Here is a 21,813-nt window from a genome sequence, read left to right on the forward strand (position 1 = left end):
AAGCTTGACTCCATAAGTGCAGATTTGCTTCTTCAAGGTTGGGTTAAGCTAGTAGCAACAGTCAGCGGATGGAGGGACAGAGGTTGAAGAAACGCAGGTTGAACGGGACTCGAATTAAGGCAATACTGATGATGCTTATGCTTGTCCTGCTGCTTACAGGGTGCGCGCAAGGCACGGCCCATGTAACCGTGAAGAAGGACGGCTCCCTGGATCTGGCCTTCAGTCTATTGCTGGATGCCCGGGCTGAGAAGCTGGTCAGCGGCAAGGTGGAGGAGCTCCTAACCACCCGGCTGGCGGCCGCAGGCATAGAGCTGAAGAAGACAGCAAGCGGCAAATCAACGGAATATCAATTTCATAAATCGTATGCTTCGATGGAGGAGCTGAAGAACAGCAGCAGCGGCTTCGATATTGTAGAGGCCAAGGTGGGACAGACGGACAGGTGGCTGTATACCAAATACGATGTGGTGGCCCAGCCTAAGCTGAATGCCTACACGGATGAGATTATTGACGGCCTTGGCAGCTTAAATGTCCCTAAGTCCCTGGTGCGGCTGCTGATGGGCAGCTTCTCCGCCGATTTCAAATTAACGATTCCCTATGATCTATACGGGGCTAATAATGCGGCCGAGCAAGACGGCAACACGTTAACCTGGCATGTGTCCCTTGCGGATTCCGAGCCGATTCAGCTGGTGGTCTATGTACCGGATATCAGGAATATTGCGATTACTGCGGGCGGAATCTTGCTTATTCTGGCTGTACTTCTTACATGGTTTATCAGAAAAAGAAAGCTGAAGAGGTCCAAGACCCCGCCTGAAGGGCCTGCGCCTACTCATCGTCCGGGACCGCTCTAAGCTTCGTGTGGAAGCTGTCACGGTACTGGCCGGGGGTCATCCCCTCCTGCTTGCGGAAGGAACGGATGAAATTCTGTGAATTGTTGTATCTCAGGCGGGAGGCAATATCCTTCACGGGCATATCGGTCTCCTCCAGCCACTTCTTGGCCATTTTGAACCGGTACATAGTCAGGTAATCACTGAAATAATACTGCGTTTCCTTGCGGAACACACTGCTGATGTAGTTGGCGTTATAATGCAGCCGGGAAGCACACTCCTCCAGCGTCAGATCCTGGTCATACTCATGCTGGACGATGTCGATCAGCTTCTCGGAGATATTATGATACTGGGCGTTCTGCCTGCTGTGGAAGATGACGATGACCGGCTGGATGACGATGGTCCAGAACCAGTCTTCAATCTCGGCCACGATATGCAGATCGGTCAGCTCCTCGAACAGGGAACCGCCCGCGTGGTAGATCTGGTTCAGCGTAATTCCCGATTCCTGCATCATAATGAGCGTATTGTTCAGCAGCCGGGTCAGCGGAATCTGATATTCCTGCGGCGACAGTCCCAGCGCAAAAATACACTTGAACAGCTTATGCAGCAGCTCCTTCGCCTTATCGCTGTCAGCCAGCTTGATGGCATCCATCAGGTCATTTTCCGTGTGGGTCGGGTAGTTCAAATTGAGATAATGCTTGCCTGAATTGATATTCTCGTACTGGATAATGATGCCTTTGCCCAGGGTAATCCGGTGCTTCAGGGCCTCCAGGCTTTCCCGGTAGGCAATGGACATTTTGTCAAACGAATGAAACGGCAGGCTCAGCCCAATGCTGACCTGCAGCTTCAGGACCCCGTTAATCTCCTGCTGGAGCTTCTCCGTAAGCGCATAGAGCATCCGGTGAAAAGCTTCCGTGTCCTCATCGGGGCTGCCGATTAAGACCGCCAGGGCATGGCCCATCATCACAGGGGTTAGCCTGTGCTGCGCAGAGACCAGCTCCTGAGTCATATTATGCGCTGCGAATAACAGCAGATTGAGATCCTTTTTCTCATAGCTGTTCTCCTCGGAGAAGTCGATGCTCAGCGTAATGACAGCCATCGTCTTCCATTCCTCGACTTGCTTGCCGTACCCGTATTGCTCCAGCTCCTCCATCAGCTCGCGTCTTCTCAGATTGCCTCCGAACGCCTGAATCAGAAAGAAGGTCCGCACCTGTCCGAGATGCTGGCTGACCTCCTTCTCCAGCTGTGACTTGGATTGGAACAGGGAATGGACCTGCTCACCGATGAGCTGGAATTCATCCGTACGCCCTGCCCGCAGACCGGGACGGCGCAGTCCAATCTGGGTCAGCAGCCGTTCGATGGGGGTGTACATACGCCGGGAGCCTAGCCAGGCAAGCAGCACAGACAAGAGCAGCATGAACGTGCAGACAAATACCGTGTAAGTGCCGATTTTGCCGGATTCGCGGGTCAGACTCTTGATGGAGGTGGCCGACAGATAGATCCAGCCGTTCAACTGGGAACGCATATAGGTGATCGAGTAATCGGCTTCATTAAGCTTGGTCTTGAATTGTCCCGATGGCTCAGTGGCAGCGGCGATCTGCTCGAATCCCGTGAATCCGGCCGCTGCGGCAGGCTCTCCGATCAGCTTGCGGTCCGGATGCAGCAGAATCCGTCCGCTCTTGTCCAGCACCATAATACTGTCCAGCGGCTGCATATCGGGATTAATGAAGTCCTGAAGACTGCAGGCCGGAATATTGGCCAGAGCCAGTCCGTATTTCTGCAGCTTGGTCACCGGCAGCTTCTTAATCAGGCTGATGCTGTAATTGCAGCCGGTCACGTTAATGCTCTCTTCACTGTAGAACAGGGAGGAGGGGTTCAGCACCCAAGAAGAGCTGCCTTCCACATTCAGCAGATTCGTCAGCTGCTCGTAATTGCGGTATTCATTCAGCCGGTAGAGCCCGGAATTCTTGATCATCCAGTTCTGGCGCTGATTGAGCAGGATGACATCCTCCAGCTTCGTATCGAAGGACTGCATATTGCGGATCTCATTGCGGATGTCGTTATATAAAATGAAATCGTTTTCACTAAGCGGGTTGTTCAGCGCCTTCTTCAGCACCGAAGAGTTCACGACCTGGTTCAAGGTCTGGTTGACAGTATTCAGCTTATGCTCTACATTTGAGGTAATTTGTAAAATGAGCTCCTTTTTGCTTTCGTTAACATTTTTTTGAATTTCACTGGAGGATGTGAAATAGGAGAACGAACCAATAAACAGCACCGGCAGGATGCTGATGGCGAATGCGAACATAGTTAATTTACTGAGAAAGCTAAGATGTTTCAACAGCGTTCAGCACCTTTGCATGAAATAGGAAATCACTGTCTTAAGTGTATGCATCACGAAGGATAATAACAATAATCATCTGGTGCCGCAATAATCATTTTCTCTAATCATTCATACATAAGCTACATTATTCAATAGATAGGCTTCTAAGGCAGATAAATATTACGCTTCAGGGGGTTATGGAATGTTCAACCGGTTAACGGGCAGGAAGAAAGCTCTTGCAGGGTGCTTCATCCTATTCTTATCTTTCATTATGTTAAGCGCTTGCAGCGGGGATAAGTCTGGGCGTTCCGATTCAGCGGGTGTACCGGCACCGATCTCGATTCTGGCACCGCTGCATTTTCCGCAGACGCCTTCAGCGGAGCTGATCGCCGAGATTGAGAGACTGACCGGGACTCAGCTTGATATTACCTGGGTGCCGGAGGGCGTCTACACGGACAAAATGAATACCGCACTGACCACCGGCTCCCTCGGCAAAGTAACGTTCGTGAAATTCACCGATTATAATCCGGTCAAGAATATGATCCGCTCGGGCGCTTTTTGGGAGATTGGTCCCTATCTGGCAGAATTTCCGAATCTCAGTCAGTTGAATGCGGCGATTCTTAAGCAGACCTCGGTGGACGGAGGAATCTATGGCCTGTATACCGAAAGACCGGCTTCCCGGCAGGGCATTATTATCCGCAAGGACTGGCTGGAGAAGCTGCACCTCAGTTCCCCCGGAACGCTGGAGGAGCTGTATGAGGTGATGAAGCAATTCACCATGAATGACCCGGACGGCAACGGCAAGGCAGACACCCTCGGACTGGTGGACCGCAACGATCTGGTGTACGGGGTATTCAAGACGTTAAGCTCCTATTTCGGCACGCCGAATAACTGGAAAATCGAAGATGGACAGTTCATCCCGGAATTCGCCACCCCTGAATATATGGACACGATGAACTTCATGCGCAAATTATACAAGGAGGGGATCATTAACCAGGATTTCGCCCTGACCAGCAAGGAAGTGCAGCGGGATAAATTCATCCGGGGAACGGCCGGGATCTTCATCGGGAGCATGACGGATGTGCAGCGGCTCTCCATTGAGGCCAAGGCGATCAACCCTAAGGCAGAGCTGACGCTGATTAACCGGATTAAGGGGCCGGACGGATATAAGGTATGGTCCATACCCAAGTACAACGGCTTGTACCTCTTTTCACGTAAAGCCATTGCTACCGAGCAGGAGCTGAAGCAGGTGCTCGGATTCTTCGACCGCACGATGGATGAGGATGTAGCTAACCTGATGGCTTACGGCTTCGAGGGCCGTCATTATAAGCTGGATGTATACGGCAAAGTGATTCTTCCGGAAGAAACGTCCCAGCTGCGGGTGTATGAGGTCAATCCGCTCAATTCCCTTATGATCGCTGATGTAGGCAATATCCATATCAAGGAGGTCGCACAAAAGGAGCAGCTCACCGCCCTGGCCGACCAGCTCAGCCGGGATAACGAGCAGTTTCTCGTCGATGACCCCACCGTGTCACTCACCTCGCCGACCTATGACGAGAAGAACGCCGAGCTGTCTGCCATCATCGTGGATGCCACCTACAATTATATTCTCGGTAATATCGACGCCGCCGGCTTCGCCGGAGAGGTTGAGAAATGGAAGACCAGCGGCGGCAGCCTGATTATTCAGGAGTATGGGGAGGCGGGGGCGAAGGCGCGGGAGGGGGAGGAGTGAGGGCCACTTCCAGTGCCGAATGATTGGGCGGCAAGTTCAGAAAGAATATAACCCTCATCAGCCAGTATAATATTTCTATAAAAAGTGTCTTAATTAGGAGTGAACTATTGAATTTGCAAATTAAATTGGAGCATCCAGATGAAATTCAAAAGCTTTTATGTATATTAAATGTTGGAATGCTGGATGCCTTGCTAAATGGGCCATTAACACTTGAAGATGCATATGAGTACATCTATCGTCCATATGTATCGCAAGTACTAGAACAAAATAAAGCCAATAAGGAAATAGTTGAATTGTTTGAAGAATGCTGTATGTTGGAGGATATACGGGATACAGTTCCTGAAAAACTGCAAGATACACTTAAGCTGAAAAAGCAAGAAACACTAAATTTACTTAAATCCTTACCTACTACAGAAAAGTCGGTGTATTGGCTTAATGATTTTGACGATTAGTTGATATTGAAAAGATAAAGTATATTAAGCAAGCTAGAGAAAAGATAGTATACGATAAACATGAATACATTAAATAAAAGTTTATTCATAATGGAGGTAGATTACACCGTGAATATTCAATTACATAAGATTACCCCTGAGTTGGAACACGAGTGCACCCAATTGAGCGTAAGCGCCGGGCAACTTGATTTGGTGGCAAGTAATGCCGACTCACTTGAACATGCGACCAACGAACCTACCTCTGTACCCTATGGTATTTTCAATGAAGAAGAGATGGTCGGATTTATTCTGTTTGATAATGAGAGATATACAGATGGTTACTATTGGATTATGAGATTTATGATTGACGGGAGATTTCAGGGTAAAGGATACGGGAAAGCAGCAATTAAAGAGGTCATTAAGATGCTGAGCAGCCGCGAGGATTGCACACAGATTAGGGTATCGCATATACCGATTAATCTAGCGGCTAATAAGCTCTATAAGAGTGTAGGATTCACCGAGACTGGGGAGTTTGAAGATAACGGGGATATTATTTTGGCGTATACGATGTGAGGTTTTATTAGTTATATTCTTTGCTAAAGCAGGTGCTGCATATGTCTGAGACCCAATTAAGAGTTATTTTTGAAAACAAATATCTGGAATTAGGAAATGTAATAGATTGGATCAAAAGGGCTCCTGGATTTAATCCAGTAAAATTTAAGTCTGATGTAGTAACAAAAGGTGAGGCTTTAAATTATAACGAAAAGGATTTTTCTGTTTGTTTTACAAAAGAGCTGCGCAAAAAAGCTCCTGTCTTTATAACTGTTATCGATTCCAATGGTAATCAGATCATGATCAACAAAGGCAGGGACGCTGCCTCCCTGATTATTGGCCTTAATACCAGCAATGAAATAAAACTGGAAGAGTGGGTAGCCTATGCAGTTACCTTTTTTGAAGAGAATATTGGAATTGTAGCTTGCATATATCCTGAAGATGATTATTTTTGGCAGCAGAATGTTGATTTAGGGCAATATGAGAAGTACGGCAAGTCAACGGATGATTTAAAACTTAAGGAAATGGATAGTGTTACAGTAGCAATTGATCCTACATCTCTTCCCGGACACTCTTCCTATGTCAAAGATATTTGGTTTGGTTCTACTTGGATGATGTGGTTTGGACCAGACTATTTTCAGTTTATCCCTTATGAGCGTTTGCTGGAGTTTGATCAGGCTTTTAACATCCGGACACTCAGTAACAAAACAGTAGTGATTCAATTGTATGGAGACTATAAAGACGTTCTAAACAAAGAGTCAAGGCAGATGCAATGGGCGTTCAGAAATTACTTTGAAATCAATGAACTAATTAGCATTTTGCATCAGGAGGAAGGCAGAACTAAACGTTAAAATTCTGATCCATCCATAAAATATACGAAAGAAATTTAAATCATTTTCTTAGACCTTGAGCCAATTCTCGGGGTCTTTTTTTGCACCCAAAACTATACATTACGCTATGTTGTATGACGAGGATGCCCATAGTGGCAATCGTAATGCCAAAATTTTAAAATTTAGGAAAAATACATAATTAGTACTTTATTAATGAATCTACCACTGGTATATTTTGTATAACATAAAAGGAATTTTATTCTATAAATCACAAATTGAAGAGGAAGGGTGGTTAGGACTTGCAGGCAACGACTACTATATTATCGGAACTGGAGGGGTATTTGCGGCAGAAGGACTTGACAATTACCCAGTTCGCTAAGCGTTCTCAGCTTCATTCCGGAACACTCAGCAATATTCTTCGCGGGCACCGGCCTATTGCGATGCAGCAGTTGGACCGGATTACTCAGGCCATGGGACAGGAGGAAGGGTATTTCTACGACTTGTACATTAATGACTATATTATCGGCGGCTCTTCCGACTGGCGGAGGATTGGACCGCTGCTGCTCCGCTGTGCCGAACTGAACAAGCTGGAGAGTATTGAGCGAATGGCCCGCCATATTATGGACAATCTGATGTACGCTCCCCTGTTGTTTGATAGTGCAGAAGAACTCTTCATGGCCGGGAAAAAGGAAGCCGCTGCCGCAATCTATGAGATTGTTGCCGAGGCTGAACGCTATCAGCATTCGGAACGGCTGGCGCTATGCCAGTTCAGGCTGTTCACCATTTCGCTCAGTGATGACCAGAACCGGAACCTGTGGGCAGCCAACCGGTTTGAGCCTTATGTCGAACGGTTGGATGAAGTTGATCAGTTGGATGCACTGAAGGAACTCGCCAATACATACCGGTCCTTACAGCTCTGGGATAAGGTCGATGAATATGCAGCCAAGATGGGGCACAAGGCTAGAATACAGTATGACCTGAAGGTCCAGCACGAACACAGAGCATCAGAGCCCGTTAAGCTCCCCGGCAGACCGCTGTTCTTTTACATTGCATACAGTGATTTGTTGCGGGGGAATGTTTGTGATGAGCTTGGGGATTATGAGGGAGCTTTGGGTTACATAAGCCGTTATGCTGATTTGGGCTGGGTGAGAGAGCAGGAAGATGAGGTCGAGCGTTGGAAGAGTCTGTTTATGGAATGGTCCGAGGCTAATACTTGTCTAGCAAGGCTTTGGAGCGGGGAAAAGGAAATTATTGAACGATATAAAATTTATATAGAGAAGCATAAAGAAGAACAGGTAACGGGGCTTCTAAATGTTGTTAGGGTAGCTAATAAGTATCAATTAAATGTTGATGATATACTAAATTATTTCAATCAAGAAATTCAAGAAGATATCAGTGAACTAATAGCGGGGAGATATAACCGGAAGTTGGCACTTGATCGTCGGGCTACATTAATGTATGAACTTGCATTTTACCATTTGCATAAAGGCGATTATCCTAAAGGTTTTGATTTGTTGTTAAAAACAATAGAAAATTTCCAGCAGATAAACAATGAGAAGTATATACTGGAAAGTGTAACTCTGTTTGAAAGGTTTAGAAATATTGCCAGTCAAGAGATAAGGGAGCAATATCAAACTTTACTTTTGGGAGGGAATTCTCATGAAGAAAAAGGCAGTTATACTTCTTACGGTTCTTAGTATTATTTTCGTACCAATTGTGACAGTACCAAGCATACCAATTTCGTCTGGCATAACTTTATATACCCATGGTGACGGTTAGCTGATTTTGGGAGGAGATTCTCATGAAGAAAAGGGTCGTTATACTTCTTACGGTTCTTAGCATTGTTTTAGTACCGATTGTGGTAGGGCCAAGCGTGCCTAGCTCTCCTGGAATTTCATTATTCAATCACGGGGAAGGCTGATTAATCCATCCAACCTCAAATGGTTAAAGTAATCCATTCAACAGATGGAACAAGGAAAGACTGTAACTCAAATGTTAAAGCCCTAACTTAAATTGTCTCAGCCCCATGTACCCGCTGATCTTTACTCTAAGCATCCAATCACCGTCGTCCCCCACTCCCAGCAGACTTCAAGCACACACCTGAACGATTTTCAGAAATATCCCTATTCCCAGAATTGAGATGTTGAAGTAAAAGAATGCCCCGCCGCTTCAGCGGTGGGGCTTAGATATGTAACTAATCCGAATATATTCTCAACGGCTTATGGCCGACTACTCATCGTTTCAATCAGTAGGTTTGCTCCTAACTTGAACCCTTCAATAAAGGCCGCTTCCACATGCATACTGTTCACGCTGTCGCACAAGTCCAAATATTCCTCTAGCCCTCGAAACACTTCTTCCCCTAAACGTTCACGCCATTGCTGTGTCTCTGCTGTTACCTGTCTGCATGCGGAACGATATTCTGGATGTGACGGCACAATAGTCATATTGGGTTGTAGCTTCCCATGGTACAGGGCTTCCAAAATTGTTTTCATGTTTGTCCTCCCATTGTTATCATCGCAGCGCTTGAATGAGATACCTGCACATGGTAGGATATTTATGCAGTCTGCTTATCCAAGCGGTTGCGGGTTAGGAAGTAGCGATGTTCTTTGCGGGACTCACGCTGCTTCCTTCTTTATTTTTGGAGCTCGTCAAACACCTTTTCAATTCCCTTGCGGATAACATCGGAACGGGTCGTTTGGAGCTTCTCAGTGCAGGCATCAAGCTTGCTCAAAATTTCTTGATCGACACGTACCCGAATCAATTCACTTTTGGGATTGTCAGATGGTGGACGCCCCATCTTTTTGGACGACATCGCTTCACCCCACTTTTTGTGTCCATGATAAGTATATTTATGTGGCAACAAAAAGTCAATAAGGTCGCTTATGATTGATCTATCTTTTCAGCCGAAAATGAAGGGTCAAGTGTATGTGGAGTATAGACGGTTAGGTTTCTTTGCTGTACAGACTGAAGATAATTATTTCTCCATTATAGAGGTTCAAAGTAAACTCCCTTCCTTATTGAACAAATTAATTGGAGATCTTGATTCATTGGGTGAAAAATCACTATACAATGAAACAACTCAAGAAGAATTAAAGGTAACCATTACATCCACACAGTTAACCCTGGCTGAAGCGAAGAGTTATATAAAGAATGCTGCAAGAGGAATCTAAATAAAGTGAACACGGAATACGCACCAAACTATGATCTGTAAAGCGATGCACATTAAGCTATTGCATTAAAATGTTGCACTTAATGCATCTCTGGATCGCCTATATCAGCACACTACAAAGGAATGTTGCACGAAATGCAGGAATTTTCTCTTTGGGCTGCTTAGAAGAGAAAGAATGCTGCTTTTTCTGCAACATTTTTGGATTATGGTTAGTTTTATGAGTGGAATGTTGTAATTTGTGCAGGATTTTTGAGTAATAGCGGACTAATCAGCCTCCTTATCTACTAAGGCCCCGCCGCGCGAAGCGGCGGGGCTATTCCCTTTGCCCCTTTCAAGGATAGGCCTTGAAAGCCCCCAATCTGGGGCGGCAGAAAGGGACGGAGGGAGGTTTGGAACTGGAGGAGCGGGAGCGTCCGCCTTTAGGTTTGGATTTCTACCGCAACTAGCGGTCCGAATCAGGAAATCCAAACCTAACAGCGGCCGGAAGTCCAAAGCTCACGCAGTCCCGCCCACCGCCGCACCTACCCGCCGCCGCACCTACCCGCCGCCGCACCTACCCGCCGCCGCACCTACCCGCCGCCGCACCTACCCACCGCCGCACCCGCCCGCAACACAGTTCCGCCCGCCGCCATTTCCGTCATGCCAACACCATTCCCACGCTCTAGCTTTCAATGCCTATCCCCCCCATCACACGATAATCATTAACCCACACCTCCCGCCGCAGCGCACCTTTATGAGCAAATGATTGTATTCGTAATCCTTCGTGCCCTGTATTGTGAGGCTTGTAACCAATACAAGTTAAACGGAGGTCAAAAAGGAATGACGAAAAAATCCTTCACCCTGCTCCTAAGCTCGCTGCTGACCCTCAGCATGTTGTCCGCTTGCGGCGGTAACAACAACAAAGAGGCGGCAGCTACGAAAGACCCGGGCGCCAGCACCGGGACCAACACCACCGCAACCACGGACCCGGCCACTGCTGAGCCGGAGAAGCCGACTGAGATCAAAATCATGCTCCCGCTGAACACGACAGATACTCCACCGGATACGATCAAGAATGAAGTGGAGAAATTGACGAATACAAAGCTGACCTACCAGTTCTTCCCGGCCGATACGTATGAGGAGAAGCTGAACTCCTCGTTCGCCACCGGCTCCCTGCCGCAGGTGACGTATCTGAAGAATCAGACGACCTTCCTGCAGATGAAGGAAGCGATCAAGGACGGGCAGTTCTGGGAGATCGGGCCGCTGCTCAGCGAATTCCCTAACCTGAATAAGCTGAAGCCGGAGATCCTGAATAACACCAAGGTAGACGGCAAGCTGTATACCCTGTATATCGGCCGTCCGCTGGCCCGCCAGGGCATCATCTACCGCAAGGACTGGGCGGATAAGCTGGGACTGAAAGCGCCGGCCAACACGGAGGAATTGTTCGCGATGGCTAAGGCTTTTACCGAGCAGGACCCGGACGGCAACGGGAAAAAGGATACCATCGGTGTTGTTGACCGCAACGAGCTGGTATATGGTGCGTTCAAAACCGTCTCCTCCTGGTTCGGCACCCCGAACAACTGGGCCGAGAAGGACGGCCAGCTTGCGCCGGAGTTCACTTTTCCGCAATATATCGATACCATGGATTTCTTCAAAAAGCTGCGTGAAGGCGGTTACATGAACCAGGACTTCGCAGCAACCAGCAAGACGGATGCGGTTAATATGTTCACCAGCGGCAAAGCCGGGCTGTATATCGGCGGCTCAATGCAGGATATCGATTCCTTGAATAAGGACCTGATCAAGAACGTGCCGGATGCCGTGCTGGATACGCATAGTATGGTGGCTGGAGCTGACGGCAAGTTCGCCCAGTGGATGATTCCCGGCTATAACAATGTAGTGCTGTTCCCGAAATCGGCGGTGAAGGATGAAGCGGAGCTGAAGAAGATCCTGAAGTTCTTCGATTACATGATGACTCCTGAAGTATCCAACCTGATGTACTGGGGCATTGAAGGCACACACTATACCGTGGTGGACGGCAAAGCCAAAGCGACCGACAATAAAGAGCTCATTGAACGCGAAGTCAAAGGCTTCAAGGACAGCGTTATCGGCGAATACGAAACGAACGGCATGTATCAGAGTCTGAACGTGCTGCCGGGCCGGATTCATGCGGAGGAGCTGGTGCTGGAGAATGTGAAATACGGGGTCGCAGATCCTACGGCTGCGCTCGACTCGGCTACCTATACGTCCAAGGGCGTTGAGCTTCAGCAGATTATTGCGGATGCGACATACAAGTACATGTACGGTCAGCTGGATAAAGCCGGCTTCGAGAAGGAAGTCGAGAACTGGAAGAGCCGGGGCGGGGCGAAGATCATCGAAGAATACAATGCCGCGTACAAAAAATAAACAGAGCGCAGCCGCGATAACAGCGGACTGAACACAGGAAGAGGGCTGCCCCGGGTTAGCGCTCCGGCGGCCTTTTTTCCACTATAGAATAATTTACAGAGAAAGGAAGAGAATCATGCAGGAAGTAACCGCCCCGCCCCGCGTAGTTCCCGAACCGCAGCCGAAGAAATACAAGAGCAGCAGTGAGCTGAAGAAGCGGCTGTGGCGCAACAAATTACTCTATGTGATGCTGATCCCCGGCGTGCTGTATTTCATTATCTTCAAATACTTACCCATGTACGGACTGATTATTTCCTTCCAGGATTACAAGCCTTACCAAGGGATTACCGGGAGCGAATGGGTGGGCATGAAGCATTTCAGCCGGCTGTTCACCGAGCCTGATTTCCTGAACATTTTGGCGAATACGCTGATTCTGTTCGGGATGAATATTCTGATTTATTTTCCGATTCCGATTATTCTGGCCCTGATGCTTAATGAACTCAGAGGCACCTTCTTCAAAAGATTCTTCCAGACCCTGGTCTATCTGCCGCACTTCATGTCGTGGGTGATCGTCGTCTCGATCTCCTTCGTTATGGTGACGATGGACGGGGGGATTATCAACGAGCTGCTGGCTTACTTCGGATTCGCCAAGATCAATTTCCTGCTGAGTCCGGGCTGGTTCCGGCCGATGTATATCCTTCAGGTCATCTGGCGGGAAGCAGGCTGGGGGACGATTATCTATCTGGCTTCCATTGCGGCTATTGATCCGGGGCTCTATGAAGCTTCGCGTATGGACGGAGCCGGACGGCTCAGACAGGTCTGGCATATTACGCTTCCGGCCATCCGGGGAGTGATCATCACCCTGTTTATTCTGAAAATAGGTTCCGTTCTCGACCTGGGCTTCGAGCATGTCTACCTGCTGCTCAACTCCATGAACCGCGAGGTTGCGGAAATTATCGATACGTATGTCTACACCGCCGGTCTGCGGCAAGGGCAGTTCAGCTACAGTACAGCCATCGGCTTCTTCAAGTCGATTGTGGGCCTGATTATGGTCATGACCGTCAATAAGGTGTCCAAGAAAATAGGAGAAGAAGGCGTATATTAAAATGCCGCAGGAGGAATTCAAATGGTAGAAGACCGCACATTCAGCGGCAGACTATTCTCTGCCGTCAACTTTATACTGCTTGCCCTGATCGCACTGGTAACGGTGCTGCCGTTCATCCACGTGGTAGCAGGCTCCTTCACAACCAGTGCTGAGCTGGCTGCCAACAAGTTTGTGCTGATTCCGAAGGTGTGGAGCTTAGAGGCGTACAAATTTATTTTCTCCACAAATACGATCTTCAGAGCCTTAGGGGTATCGATTGGAGTCACGCTGATAGGCACACTGTTCAGTATGTTCATTACGGCGCTGATGGCCTACGGTCTCTCCCGCAGGGATCTGGACGGCCGCCGGGTGTTCAACTTCCTGGTAGTGTTCACGATGCTGTTCCACGGGGGAATGATTCCTACGTTCCTCGTGGTGAAGGAACTGGGGCTGATCGATTCGTATGCGGCACTGATTCTTCCTTCCGCGATCAGTGCGTTCAATATGATTATCCTCAAGAACTTTTTTCAGAACATTCCTGAGGGGCTGGAGGAATCGGCCAAGATTGACGGCTGCAATGACTTCGGGATTCTGTTCAAAATCGTGCTGCCTCTGTCGCTGCCGGCGATTGCCACGATCTCTCTGTTCTACGCCGTGACATATTGGAACACGTATATGAGTGCCATTCTCTATCTGGATAACAGCGCCAAATGGCCGATTCAGGTCCTGCTGCGGCAGATTGTCGTGCTGGCCAGCGGAATGGATCACAGTGCGACACTGGACGGCACGGTTCCGCCGCCGGATCAGACGATCAAGATGGCGGTTATCGTGGTCGCTACGCTGCCGATTCTGATGGTGTACCCGTTCCTGCAGAAGCATTTTGCCAAGGGTGCGATGCTGGGCTCGATGAAGGGCTGATGACTGACAGATGTTGACGGACGCCGAGGGACGGTGGGACCTTCTAAACGATGAAAGGGGTATTATCATGATTGGCAGTCTGCCGCAAACACCAATTGAATGGGCGCAAAAAGCCTGTGATTCATTAATGGATACGTATCAGGCGTGGGAACTCCCGCCTGCGCACCGCTGGCATTATCATCAGGGCGTATTCCTGTGCGGGATGGAGCTGCTGTGGAAGACGCTCCGGGAGGACCGCTATATCGATTATATTAAGCAGTATGTGGATGATCTCGTGGATGAGCAGGGGAATTTCGACTTTGCCCGGGATGAGCTGGATGCCGTCCAGGCGGGGCTGCTGCTCTTCACGCTGTATGAACGGACCGGCAAGCGGAAATACCGGGAGGCGGCGGCCAAGCTTCGCCATCTGCTGCTGACGCTGAACCGGACCTCCGAAGGAGGGTACTGGCATAAGGACAAATATCCGAACCAGATGTGGCTGGACGGACTGTACATGGCCGGGGTGTTCTCGCTGAAGTACGCGAATATTTATAGAGACGATGCCTTGCGGGCCGAGGTGCTGCACCAGGAGCGCCTGATGCGCAAATACATGAAGGACGAGGCGACCGGCCTGCTCTACCATGCCTGGGATGAGAGCCGTCGCATGCCATGGGCGAATCCCGCCACCGGCTGCTCGCCGGAGTTCTGGAGCCGTTCGCTTGGCTGGTACGGACTTGCCGTCTCGCAGTTCCTGGATGAACTGCCGGAGACTGATCCGGGCCGGGCGGAGCTTGCTGCCGAGCTGAGCGGATTCGTACAGGCATTAATCCGCTATCAGGACCCGCAGAGAGGCCTGTGGTATCAGGTCGTGGATAAGGGACATGAGCCGGACAACTGGCTGGAGACCTCCGGCTCCTGTCTGTTCGTCTACACGATTGCCAGAGCCGTGAAGCTTGGTATCCTTCCGGCTGAAGTAGCGGATGAAGCGGCGGAAGCCGCGCGTAAAGGCTACGAAGGCTTAATTCAGGTGCTCCAGTGGGATGAGCAGGGCCGGCTGCTGCTGCCGGATATCTGCATCGGGACCTCGGCGGGAGATTACCGTAACTATGTAACCCGTCCGAAGGTCAGCAATGATCTGCACGGCGTGGGCGCGCTGGTGATGGCTTGTGTGGAGATGCAGGATTTGTATAAGGCATAAGCGGAGTGGAGTTAGAGGGCTGCCGGTTCAGACACAGGCACAATAGAGCCGGAAGCTGCCTGGATCAGCCCGGCAGCGGATGACAAGAATGGAGGTGGACAGTGTATAACATAGTGGATTATGGAGCGCAGCGGGACAGCGGAGTACCGGCAACGCAAGCGATTGCGGATGCGATTGAAGCGGCGGACCGTGACGGCGGAGGTACAGTGTATATTCCGGCTGGCACTTTCCTGACCGGAGCGGTGCGTCTGCGCAGTAACATTGAGCTGTATCTAAGCCCCGGTGCGGTATTGTCCTTCAGCACCGATCCGGCGGATTATCCTGCTGTGGAATCGCGGTGGGAAGGGGTGAAGCGGGAGGTTCATGCCGCCTGCATCTACGGAGCGGGCCTGACTAATGTCTCGATTACCGGGAGCGGAACCATTGACGGGAATGGGGAACCCTGGTGGGAGAAGCACCACAGCCGCCCGGAAGAGCTGGAGTATCCGCGCCCGAGACTAATTGGCTTCGATGATTGCAGCCGGGTCACCCTCCGCGATCTGACGCTGATGAATTCCCCAAGCTGGACCGTGAATCCGATCAATTGCAGCAATGTGATGATCGATAATCTGTCGATTCTGAATCCTGCAGATTCCCCGAATACCGATGGAATTAATCCCGAATCCTGCCGCGATGTGCGTATCAGCAACTGCCATATCGATGTCGGTGATGACTGCATTGCCATTAAGGCAGGCACCGAGGATACCCGGGAGCGGATTCCCTGCGAGAATATCACGATTACGAACTGCGTGATGGTTCACGGCCACGGAGCGGTGGTGCTGGGCAGTGAGATGAGCGGCGATATCCGCAATGTGACGATCAGCAACTGTGTATTCAAGCAGACGGACCGCGGCATCCGCATGAAGTCCCGGCGGGGACGGGGCGGGATTATTGAGGATATCCGGATCAGCAATATAGTGATGGAGGATGTGATCTGCCCCTTCACGCTGAATCTCTATTATTTCTGCGGACCCCGGGGTAAGGAGAAATACGTCTGGGACAAGAACCCGTATCCGGTGACGGAGGAGACGCCGCAGTTCCGGCGGATTCATTACGCCAACATTACCGCCCGCAACGTCCATGCCGCCGCCGGATTCCTGTACGGGCTGGCGGAGCAAGCCGTCTCGGAAATCACCTTCACCAACATTGATATCTCAATGGCGGAGCAAGCCGTGCCCGGTCAGCCCGACATGATGGCAGGGCTTCAGGACATGCAGCGCCGGGGCTTCTTCCTCGGCAATGTCCGCGAGGTGCAGTTCCAGCAGGTCACAATTGAGAACCACGACGGCCCGGCCTTTTATATTGAGAACGGGGAAGAAGTGGAGTTTCTGAACTGCCGTTCCAGGAACACGGCCAAGCCGGAGAAGCTGGTGGAACAGGTTACAGTGTCGCTGGCGGAACGATAAAAGCCTGGGGGGCCGGTGAGACCTGGTGAGATCAGGGGGAGGCATTCCTTTGGGCGTGGGAATAGAATTTGTAAGTGAAAGAGCCTGGTCCCTGTTGGGGGACCGGGCTTTTAAGGTTAAATAGAAGTTTGTTCTAATTAACCTGCATTTTCAAGGCGTAGATCGCACTACGTTTCTTTCAATCGCGGATAAGGATAGTTGTATTCCATACATTTAAAAACAGTGAAAAGGAAGGTTCGCCGCTTCTAAATGTAGTTTGTACAACTAAATCTGCCCGAATGGGAAGAAGCCTGGTATTGATGGAGTTTAGGTGTACGAAATACAACTAAACGCATCATTGGTGCAATATCAGGTGATTTAAGTGTACGGAGTGCAACTAAGCCCTATATTAAGTCCTCCACTCGTATCGTAATCGGGTACGGCAACCCACCAGTATGCAATGGGTTACACTATTCGCTACATCCTCCGCCGCAGATCCTTCGGCTTCAGCCCGTTCTCCCTGGCTGTGCGGTGCCAGAAGGAACGGGTGGAATAGAATTTCCAGGCAAAGCGAGGGAAGTTCGGACTGAAGAGCAGGGATTCTCCGGCGCTTCTGGACTGGATGCTCTCGGCCAGGCTATGCATGGCACGGCCCAGATTCTTCAGCGGCCCCCGGCCCAGAGGAACCTTATCCAGGGAGCCCAGCATTTCCCCGGCGCCTTGGCCTATGGCTTGCCCGAAGTGAACACCGGCGCGCGCGCACCAATTCTTAAGGATTTCCACCGCAATGTGGTTCTGCTGTCCCTCATAGAAGCCGTTGTTAATCAGCGTATAGACGTAAATCTCCCGTTCGCGCTCGGTCTTCAAATATCCTTCCAGGGTAACCAGCAGCTGGAACAAGTGTGACGGAATTCCGTCATAATACAGCGGGAAGGCCAGAACGAGCACATCCATGCCGCATAGCTCGCTGTATTGCTCGGGGGCGAGCGGTCTTTTATTCGGCGTATAGGTGTGCAGTTCGTTCCCGTCCGCAATCAGCGGCTCCAGCATGGACAGCAGTATGCCCGAGTTGCTGCCGTTTGGCTTGGGGCTGCCGTTAATCAGTGCGATGTTCATTGGAGGGCCTCCTTAATGTGCTGCGGGCTGGTGTGGAAATAGACGTTGTTCTCTGACGAATACAGATTCAGGCCGTTTGCCGCGACCAGCATTCGGGCCGTATGCTGCTCAGCCTCCGTAAGGTCACTGCCATAGAAATGTACGGATAATGTGAACTGGTGTTGATAGCGGGGCCGGTGATGTGTCTCCCCGTGTGTGGTGACAAAATAGGGCAGCATGTAGGAGAGACTCCGGTTCAGCACATTCAGCACAAAGGGGCTATAGCTGCCGTACATACATTTACTGATGATCATGAGCTCATCGCTGCGGGAGAACAGCTCCCCCAGATTGTCGTAGCCATCTCTCTTAATGACGCATGTCCCGGGAGTCCGGGTCCAGCAGCCGAAGCAGCCCATGCACGAACGGATCGCACCGCTATCCGAGATGACCGTTACTTCCTCTTGCGCCGTATCCCCCAGCCAGCCCGCGAATTCTTGCTCCTGCAGATCGTGTATGATCGTTCTCAAGACTTCATCTCCCTAAAAGATAGATTTAAGCTCCAGCAGATCGCGCCAGTTGCCCGAATAACGCACTCCGTTATTGGTAAGCAAAGCCGTAATTCCATGCACCATGGACCAGAGTGCAACTAAGTGCCTGGTGAATTCCGGCTCCGGCAGCCCGCTGCTGCGGAACACTTCATAGACCGTTGTCCGGAACAGGGCAAATGGCGGATAGCTGTCAGAATCGTAGTTGTCCAGATCAATAACGATGCCTGAATGGTAGAACAGAAACTGGAAATACTGTGGATGCTCTATGAAAAAATCAATATAGGCCTGCCCCAGCAGGATAATCGTATCAGGGTTCTCCGCCTGTCCTTGAACGGAGGCATGCAGGGTGTCCATAAACTGGCTCGTGACATGTTCCCCCATGGCGGCTACCAGTTCATCTATATTTTTGAAATGGCTGTAGGGGGCGGTATGGCTGACTGCACATTCGGCGGCTACTTTGCGCAGGGAAAAGCTATTCATGCCGTCCAAGTTAATCAGCTTGATGCCGGCTTCGATCAGCTGGTTGCGTAAATTGCCGCGGTGGTAGGGTTTATCTTTCAAGGTATGCATGCTTCCTTTCATACTTGCCTGTCATCTTAACATTGTAAAGATTGTAGCATGTGTTTATGATCTTTACAATGTTAAGATGTGATTGCAGACGGGCGATTCCGGGTATACATTTTGCAAAATAGTCAGGAGCAGGTTATAATTAGTACCAAGTACTAATATCAGATACTAATAAACTGAAAAGCTGAGGTGGTTCACATGACAGGTGCAAAAATAACAGCGATCGGATCTTACGTGCCGGCCCGCAGACTTACGAATCAGGATCTGGAGCAGATGGTGGATACCAATGATGAGTGGATTGTGCAGCGGACGGGTATCCGGGAGCGCAGGATCAGCCGCGCGGATGAATATACCAGTGATCTGTGTGCAGCTGCCGTCCGGGATATGATGAAGCGTTATGGCAAAAGCGTGCAGGATGTCGATATGGTGCTTGTGGCGACCAGCACGCCTGACTTTTCTTTTCCATCTGTGGCGTCCATTGTGCAGAATACCCTTGGCATTCCGCTGACTGCGGGAGCGATCGATCTGAGCGCCGCCTGCGCCGGATTCGTATATGCTCTGCATACGGCTCATGCGCTGGTGTCTTCGGGACTGCATCATAAGGTGCTGGTCATCGGTGCCGACACGCTATCCAAGATCACCGATTATACGGACCGCAGTACCTGCATTCTGTTCGGGGATGGAGCAGGGGCTGTGCTGGTGGAGAGCAGCGGGAGCGGGGCGTCAGACGACTTCATGGGATACCACCTAGGCAGTGACGGAAGCGGAGCGCAGCATGTCTATCGCACAGGGCTGGCGGAGAAGGTGAACGGAGTGGAGCTTGCCGGTTCAGGCATGCTGGTACAGAACGGGCGTGAAGTCTTCAAGTGGGCGGTCCGTACGGTTCCGCAGGGAGTACAGCAGGTGCTGAAGAACGCCGGAGCAGAGCTTGCGGAAGTAGACTGGTTCATTCCGCACAGCGCCAATCTGCGGATGATTGAACCCATCTGTGAACGGCTGAACTATCCGCTCGGGCAGGCACTGTACAGTCTTGAAGCCTTCGGTAACACCTCGGCTGCCAGTATTCCGCTTGCGCTGGATCTGGGCATCCGCGAAGGGAAGGTGCGCAGCGGCCAGCAGGTGTTGCTGTACGGCTTCGGTGCGGGTCTTAGTCATGCGGGTCAACTGGTCAGATTGTCGCTGGACCCTCAGGCAGCCGAGCCTGCTCCGCTGTAATGCGGACAGGATAGAGAAGCAAGGACAGGCCAATGTGGGGGCCAAGCCGAAAAATGGTCCCCAAAACCAGAAAAACGGTGCCTTGAAGCAGTCCGTTAAATGAGCGATTATAGTATCGAAAGCGTTTTCGGGTGGGTGCATAGTGCAGCCAAGCGAAGTTCTGGGCTGGAGGGGAGGGATTGAAGGGCAATTCCGGGAGAAGCAGGAGTACAGTGATTCAAGCGATTCAAGCGATTCAGTAATTCAGTAATTCAGGGATTTAGCCGTTTACCGGTTCAAGTGTTTCAGCCCGCTGCCGCAGGATTCACGGACGATTAACGCCGGTTCAACTACAAATGAGCCGCCTTCAGACTGGTTATTGATGAGATCGAACAGCATATGGGCGGCGAGCACACCCAGGCGTTCTTTGTTCTGGCGGATGGTCGTCAGCGTAGGGCTGGTATACTGGCAGGCCTCGATATCGTCACAGCCGATGATGGCCACATCCTCGGGAACACGCAGACCCTGCTCCTTCAAGGCACGGACTGCGCCGAGAGCGAGGAGATCGGAGGCGGCGAAGACCGCTTTTGGCAAATCTCCCGATGCAATTAACGAGTTCATTGCCGCATAACCGCTGGGCTCGAAGAAATCGTCACCATGCACGAACCACTTAGGATTCATGACCAGGCCGAAGCCTGCAATGGCTCTGACATACCCTGCTTCGCGCCGGTTGGAGATATCCGAATCCGCTCTGCTGCCTATGAAGCCAAGCTCCCGGTGTCCGAGCAGGTAGAAATGCTCCACCACCTTGGAAGCAATCTGGTAATTATCTGACATGACATAGCCGGATTTCCTGCCGGTCAGCTCCAGGTCAACGCCGATGCAGGGAATATGGCTCCGGTCGAGTTCCTGTATCGCAGGCTCCATCTGTTCTCCCGAGATAATGACACAGCCGTCCACATGGAAATGCAGGCAACGCGAGTAGTAATCGCCGCTGTTAATGAACTTCTCATTCGAGAAGAAAATCAGGTCATACCCCAGTACGCCCATCTGCTTCTTGAACGAATTCAGCACCTCTACAAAAAAAGGATGGGTAAATTCCACATTCAGCTCACCGGCAAAAATAACCCCGATCAGATTCGACTTCTTGGTAGCCAGCGTCTTGGCGGAGCTTGAGGGGGTATATCCGGTTTGTTCGATGATTTCGAGCACTCTTCGTTTCGTTTTTTCGGATACATCGCTGTAATTGTTCATGATTTTGGAGACAGTCGATACAGAGACCCCGGCCATTTCGGCAATTTTTTTGATATTCATTTGCATGGCTATGCTCACCCCCGCTTCATAGTTATAACAGGGCCAAAAGACGGGTATGCCAGGGTTTCTCAAGGCTACTGACCGTTCACTTGGACGCTCTCTGCTGTCAAACAGCAGTCCTTTCTAGAGTCTATTCAACTTGCCGAAACAAGTCAAAGGTTAATTGCGTTCAGAGGAATGGCATGGAGAAAATCGAAACCGATTTCGATTAGGGAGCTTGAGGGTACTGTAGATGGAGCTGAGAGCAGCTTGAAGGCGCGGGGCGATGGAAAT

At 50.4% G+C, this 21,813-nt stretch carries 20 protein-coding genes; 13 read left to right on the forward strand and 7 right to left on the reverse strand.

Going from position 1 to position 21,813, the window contains the following annotated elements; translation table 11 throughout:
- The first annotated feature begins 83 nt into the window (after nucleotides 1-83).
- Nucleotides 84-848, forward strand: a complete 765-nt coding sequence (locus MKY96_RS01765) for a hypothetical protein (protein ID WP_340938180.1) — start codon at nucleotides 84-86, stop codon at nucleotides 846-848.
- Here the strand turns inward: MKY96_RS01765 and MKY96_RS01770 are convergent.
- The gene (locus tag MKY96_RS01770) at nucleotides 823-3,129 is read right to left on the reverse strand and encodes an AraC family transcriptional regulator (protein WP_340938181.1); all 2,307 of its coding nucleotides are present in this window, start codon (nucleotides 3,127-3,129) and stop codon (nucleotides 823-825) included. The genes MKY96_RS01765 and MKY96_RS01770 overlap by 26 nt on opposite strands.
- Nucleotides 3,130-3,346: 217 nt before the next feature.
- Between MKY96_RS01770 and MKY96_RS01775 the strand changes: the two genes are divergently transcribed.
- From MKY96_RS01775 to MKY96_RS01795, 5 genes are all read left to right on the forward strand, one after another.
- Entirely contained in the window at nucleotides 3,347-4,876 is a 1,530-nt protein-coding gene (locus MKY96_RS01775) for an extracellular solute-binding protein (protein WP_340938182.1), read from the forward strand.
- A 107-nt stretch (nucleotides 4,877-4,983) separates the two neighbouring features.
- Entirely contained in the window at nucleotides 4,984-5,328 is a 345-nt protein-coding gene (locus tag MKY96_RS01780) for a DUF3969 family protein (protein ID WP_340938183.1), read from the forward strand.
- A gap of 60 nt (nucleotides 5,329-5,388) precedes the next feature.
- On the forward strand, nucleotides 5,389-5,880 hold the full coding sequence (locus tag MKY96_RS01785; protein ID WP_340938185.1) for a GNAT family N-acetyltransferase: 492 nt from the start codon (nucleotides 5,389-5,391) through the stop codon (nucleotides 5,878-5,880).
- A 41-nt stretch (nucleotides 5,881-5,921) separates the two neighbouring features.
- Nucleotides 5,922-6,710 (forward strand): hypothetical protein, encoded by a 789-nt coding sequence (locus MKY96_RS01790; protein ID WP_340938186.1) that lies wholly within the window; start codon nucleotides 5,922-5,924, stop codon nucleotides 6,708-6,710.
- Nucleotides 6,711-6,988: 278 nt separating this feature from the next.
- Nucleotides 6,989-8,386, forward strand: a complete 1,398-nt coding sequence (locus tag MKY96_RS01795) for a helix-turn-helix domain-containing protein (protein ID WP_340938189.1) — start codon at nucleotides 6,989-6,991, stop codon at nucleotides 8,384-8,386.
- Nucleotides 8,387-8,908: 522 nt separating this feature from the next.
- Here MKY96_RS01795 and MKY96_RS01800 read toward each other — a convergent pair.
- On the reverse strand, nucleotides 8,909-9,181 hold the full coding sequence (locus tag MKY96_RS01800; protein ID WP_340938190.1) for a DUF6809 family protein: 273 nt from the start codon (nucleotides 9,179-9,181) through the stop codon (nucleotides 8,909-8,911).
- A gap of 140 nt (nucleotides 9,182-9,321) precedes the next feature.
- On the reverse strand, nucleotides 9,322-9,501 hold the full coding sequence (locus tag MKY96_RS01805; protein ID WP_209879168.1) for a CopG family transcriptional regulator: 180 nt from the start codon (nucleotides 9,499-9,501) through the stop codon (nucleotides 9,322-9,324).
- Nucleotides 9,502-9,598: 97 nt separating this feature from the next.
- Here MKY96_RS01805 and MKY96_RS01810 point away from each other — a divergent pair, with 97 nt between their 5' ends.
- The 6 genes from MKY96_RS01810 (at nucleotide 9,599) to MKY96_RS01835 (ending at nucleotide 16,843) form a co-directional block, all read left to right on the forward strand.
- The gene (locus MKY96_RS01810) at nucleotides 9,599-9,859 is read left to right on the forward strand and encodes a hypothetical protein (RefSeq protein WP_340938191.1); all 261 of its coding nucleotides are present in this window, start codon (nucleotides 9,599-9,601) and stop codon (nucleotides 9,857-9,859) included.
- A gap of 818 nt (nucleotides 9,860-10,677) precedes the next feature.
- On the forward strand, nucleotides 10,678-12,240 hold the full coding sequence (locus tag MKY96_RS01815) for an extracellular solute-binding protein (RefSeq protein WP_340938193.1): 1,563 nt from the start codon (nucleotides 10,678-10,680) through the stop codon (nucleotides 12,238-12,240).
- Between the two features lie 115 nt (nucleotides 12,241-12,355).
- Nucleotides 12,356-13,324: an ABC transporter permease gene (locus MKY96_RS01820; RefSeq protein ID WP_036732542.1), complete on the forward strand. Its 969-nt coding sequence runs from the start codon at nucleotides 12,356-12,358 to the stop codon at nucleotides 13,322-13,324.
- 21 nt (nucleotides 13,325-13,345) lie between these two features.
- A complete protein-coding gene (locus tag MKY96_RS01825; protein WP_340938196.1) occupies nucleotides 13,346-14,221 on the forward strand; it encodes a carbohydrate ABC transporter permease in 876 nt (291 codons plus the stop codon).
- A 67-nt stretch (nucleotides 14,222-14,288) separates the two neighbouring features.
- On the forward strand, nucleotides 14,289-15,398 hold the full coding sequence (locus tag MKY96_RS01830) for a glycoside hydrolase family 88/105 protein (RefSeq protein WP_340938198.1): 1,110 nt from the start codon (nucleotides 14,289-14,291) through the stop codon (nucleotides 15,396-15,398).
- 101 nt (nucleotides 15,399-15,499) lie between these two features.
- Nucleotides 15,500-16,843, forward strand: coding sequence for a glycoside hydrolase family 28 protein (locus MKY96_RS01835; RefSeq protein WP_340938201.1), 1,344 nt, complete (start codon nucleotides 15,500-15,502; stop codon nucleotides 16,841-16,843).
- A 456-nt stretch (nucleotides 16,844-17,299) separates the two neighbouring features.
- Here the strand turns inward: MKY96_RS01835 and MKY96_RS01840 are convergent, their stop codons facing one another.
- From MKY96_RS01840 to MKY96_RS01850, 3 genes are read right to left on the reverse strand one after another with little or no spacing between them, the layout of a single operon-like run.
- Nucleotides 17,300-17,938 (reverse strand): hypothetical protein, encoded by a 639-nt coding sequence (locus MKY96_RS01840; protein WP_340938203.1) that lies wholly within the window; start codon nucleotides 17,936-17,938, stop codon nucleotides 17,300-17,302.
- Nucleotides 17,935-18,444, reverse strand: coding sequence for a flavodoxin family protein (locus MKY96_RS01845; protein WP_340938204.1), 510 nt, complete (start codon nucleotides 18,442-18,444; stop codon nucleotides 17,935-17,937). Before MKY96_RS01845 ends, MKY96_RS01840 begins: the two co-directional genes overlap by 4 nt.
- 12 nt (nucleotides 18,445-18,456) lie before the next feature.
- Entirely contained in the window at nucleotides 18,457-19,026 is a 570-nt protein-coding gene (locus tag MKY96_RS01850; protein WP_340938206.1) for a TetR/AcrR family transcriptional regulator, read from the reverse strand.
- 204 nt (nucleotides 19,027-19,230) lie between these two features.
- On the opposite strand from MKY96_RS01850, the gene MKY96_RS01855 reads away from it, so the two are divergent.
- Entirely contained in the window at nucleotides 19,231-20,247 is a 1,017-nt protein-coding gene (locus MKY96_RS01855) for a ketoacyl-ACP synthase III (protein WP_340938208.1), read from the forward strand.
- Nucleotides 20,248-20,514: 267 nt separating this feature from the next.
- Here MKY96_RS01855 and MKY96_RS01860 read toward each other — a convergent pair whose 3' ends face one another.
- Nucleotides 20,515-21,540 (reverse strand): LacI family DNA-binding transcriptional regulator, encoded by a 1,026-nt coding sequence (locus MKY96_RS01860; RefSeq protein ID WP_076085058.1) that lies wholly within the window; start codon nucleotides 21,538-21,540, stop codon nucleotides 20,515-20,517.
- Between the last annotated feature and the right edge of the window lie 273 nt (nucleotides 21,541-21,813).

It is taken from the genome of Paenibacillus sp. FSL R7-0302 (genome assembly GCF_038006885.1).
GTDB lineage: Bacteria > Bacillota > Bacilli > Paenibacillales > Paenibacillaceae > Paenibacillus_AQ.

Bases quoted from the DNA above. Each gene is read 5' to 3' on its own strand.
- MKY96_RS01770 (WP_340938181.1), bottom strand. From the start codon at position 3,129: ATGTTCGCATTCGCCATCAGCATCCTGCCGGTGCTGTTTATTGGTTCG.
- MKY96_RS01775 (WP_340938182.1), top strand. From the start codon at position 3,347: ATGTTCAACCGGTTAACGGGCAGGAAGAAAGCTCTTGCAGGGTGCTTC.
- MKY96_RS01785 (WP_340938185.1), top strand. From the start codon at position 5,389: ATGAATACATTAAATAAAAGTTTATTCATAATGGAGGTAGATTACACC.
- MKY96_RS01790 (WP_340938186.1), top strand. From the start codon at position 5,922: ATGTCTGAGACCCAATTAAGAGTTATTTTTGAAAACAAATATCTGGAA.
- MKY96_RS01800 (WP_340938190.1), bottom strand. From the start codon at position 9,181: ATGAAAACAATTTTGGAAGCCCTGTACCATGGGAAGCTACAACCCAAT.
- MKY96_RS01805 (WP_209879168.1), bottom strand. From the start codon at position 9,501: ATGTCGTCCAAAAAGATGGGGCGTCCACCATCTGACAATCCCAAAAGT.
- MKY96_RS01810 (WP_340938191.1), top strand. From the start codon at position 9,599: ATGAAGGGTCAAGTGTATGTGGAGTATAGACGGTTAGGTTTCTTTGCT.
- MKY96_RS01815 (WP_340938193.1), top strand. From the start codon at position 10,678: ATGACGAAAAAATCCTTCACCCTGCTCCTAAGCTCGCTGCTGACCCTC.
- MKY96_RS01820 (WP_036732542.1), top strand. From the start codon at position 12,356: ATGCAGGAAGTAACCGCCCCGCCCCGCGTAGTTCCCGAACCGCAGCCG.
- MKY96_RS01825 (WP_340938196.1), top strand. From the start codon at position 13,346: ATGGTAGAAGACCGCACATTCAGCGGCAGACTATTCTCTGCCGTCAAC.
- MKY96_RS01830 (WP_340938198.1), top strand. From the start codon at position 14,289: ATGATTGGCAGTCTGCCGCAAACACCAATTGAATGGGCGCAAAAAGCC.
- MKY96_RS01840 (WP_340938203.1), bottom strand. From the start codon at position 17,938: ATGAACATCGCACTGATTAACGGCAGCCCCAAGCCAAACGGCAGCAAC.
- MKY96_RS01855 (WP_340938208.1), top strand. From the start codon at position 19,231: ATGACAGGTGCAAAAATAACAGCGATCGGATCTTACGTGCCGGCCCGC.
- MKY96_RS01860 (WP_076085058.1), bottom strand. From the start codon at position 21,540: ATGAATATCAAAAAAATTGCCGAAATGGCCGGGGTCTCTGTATCGACT.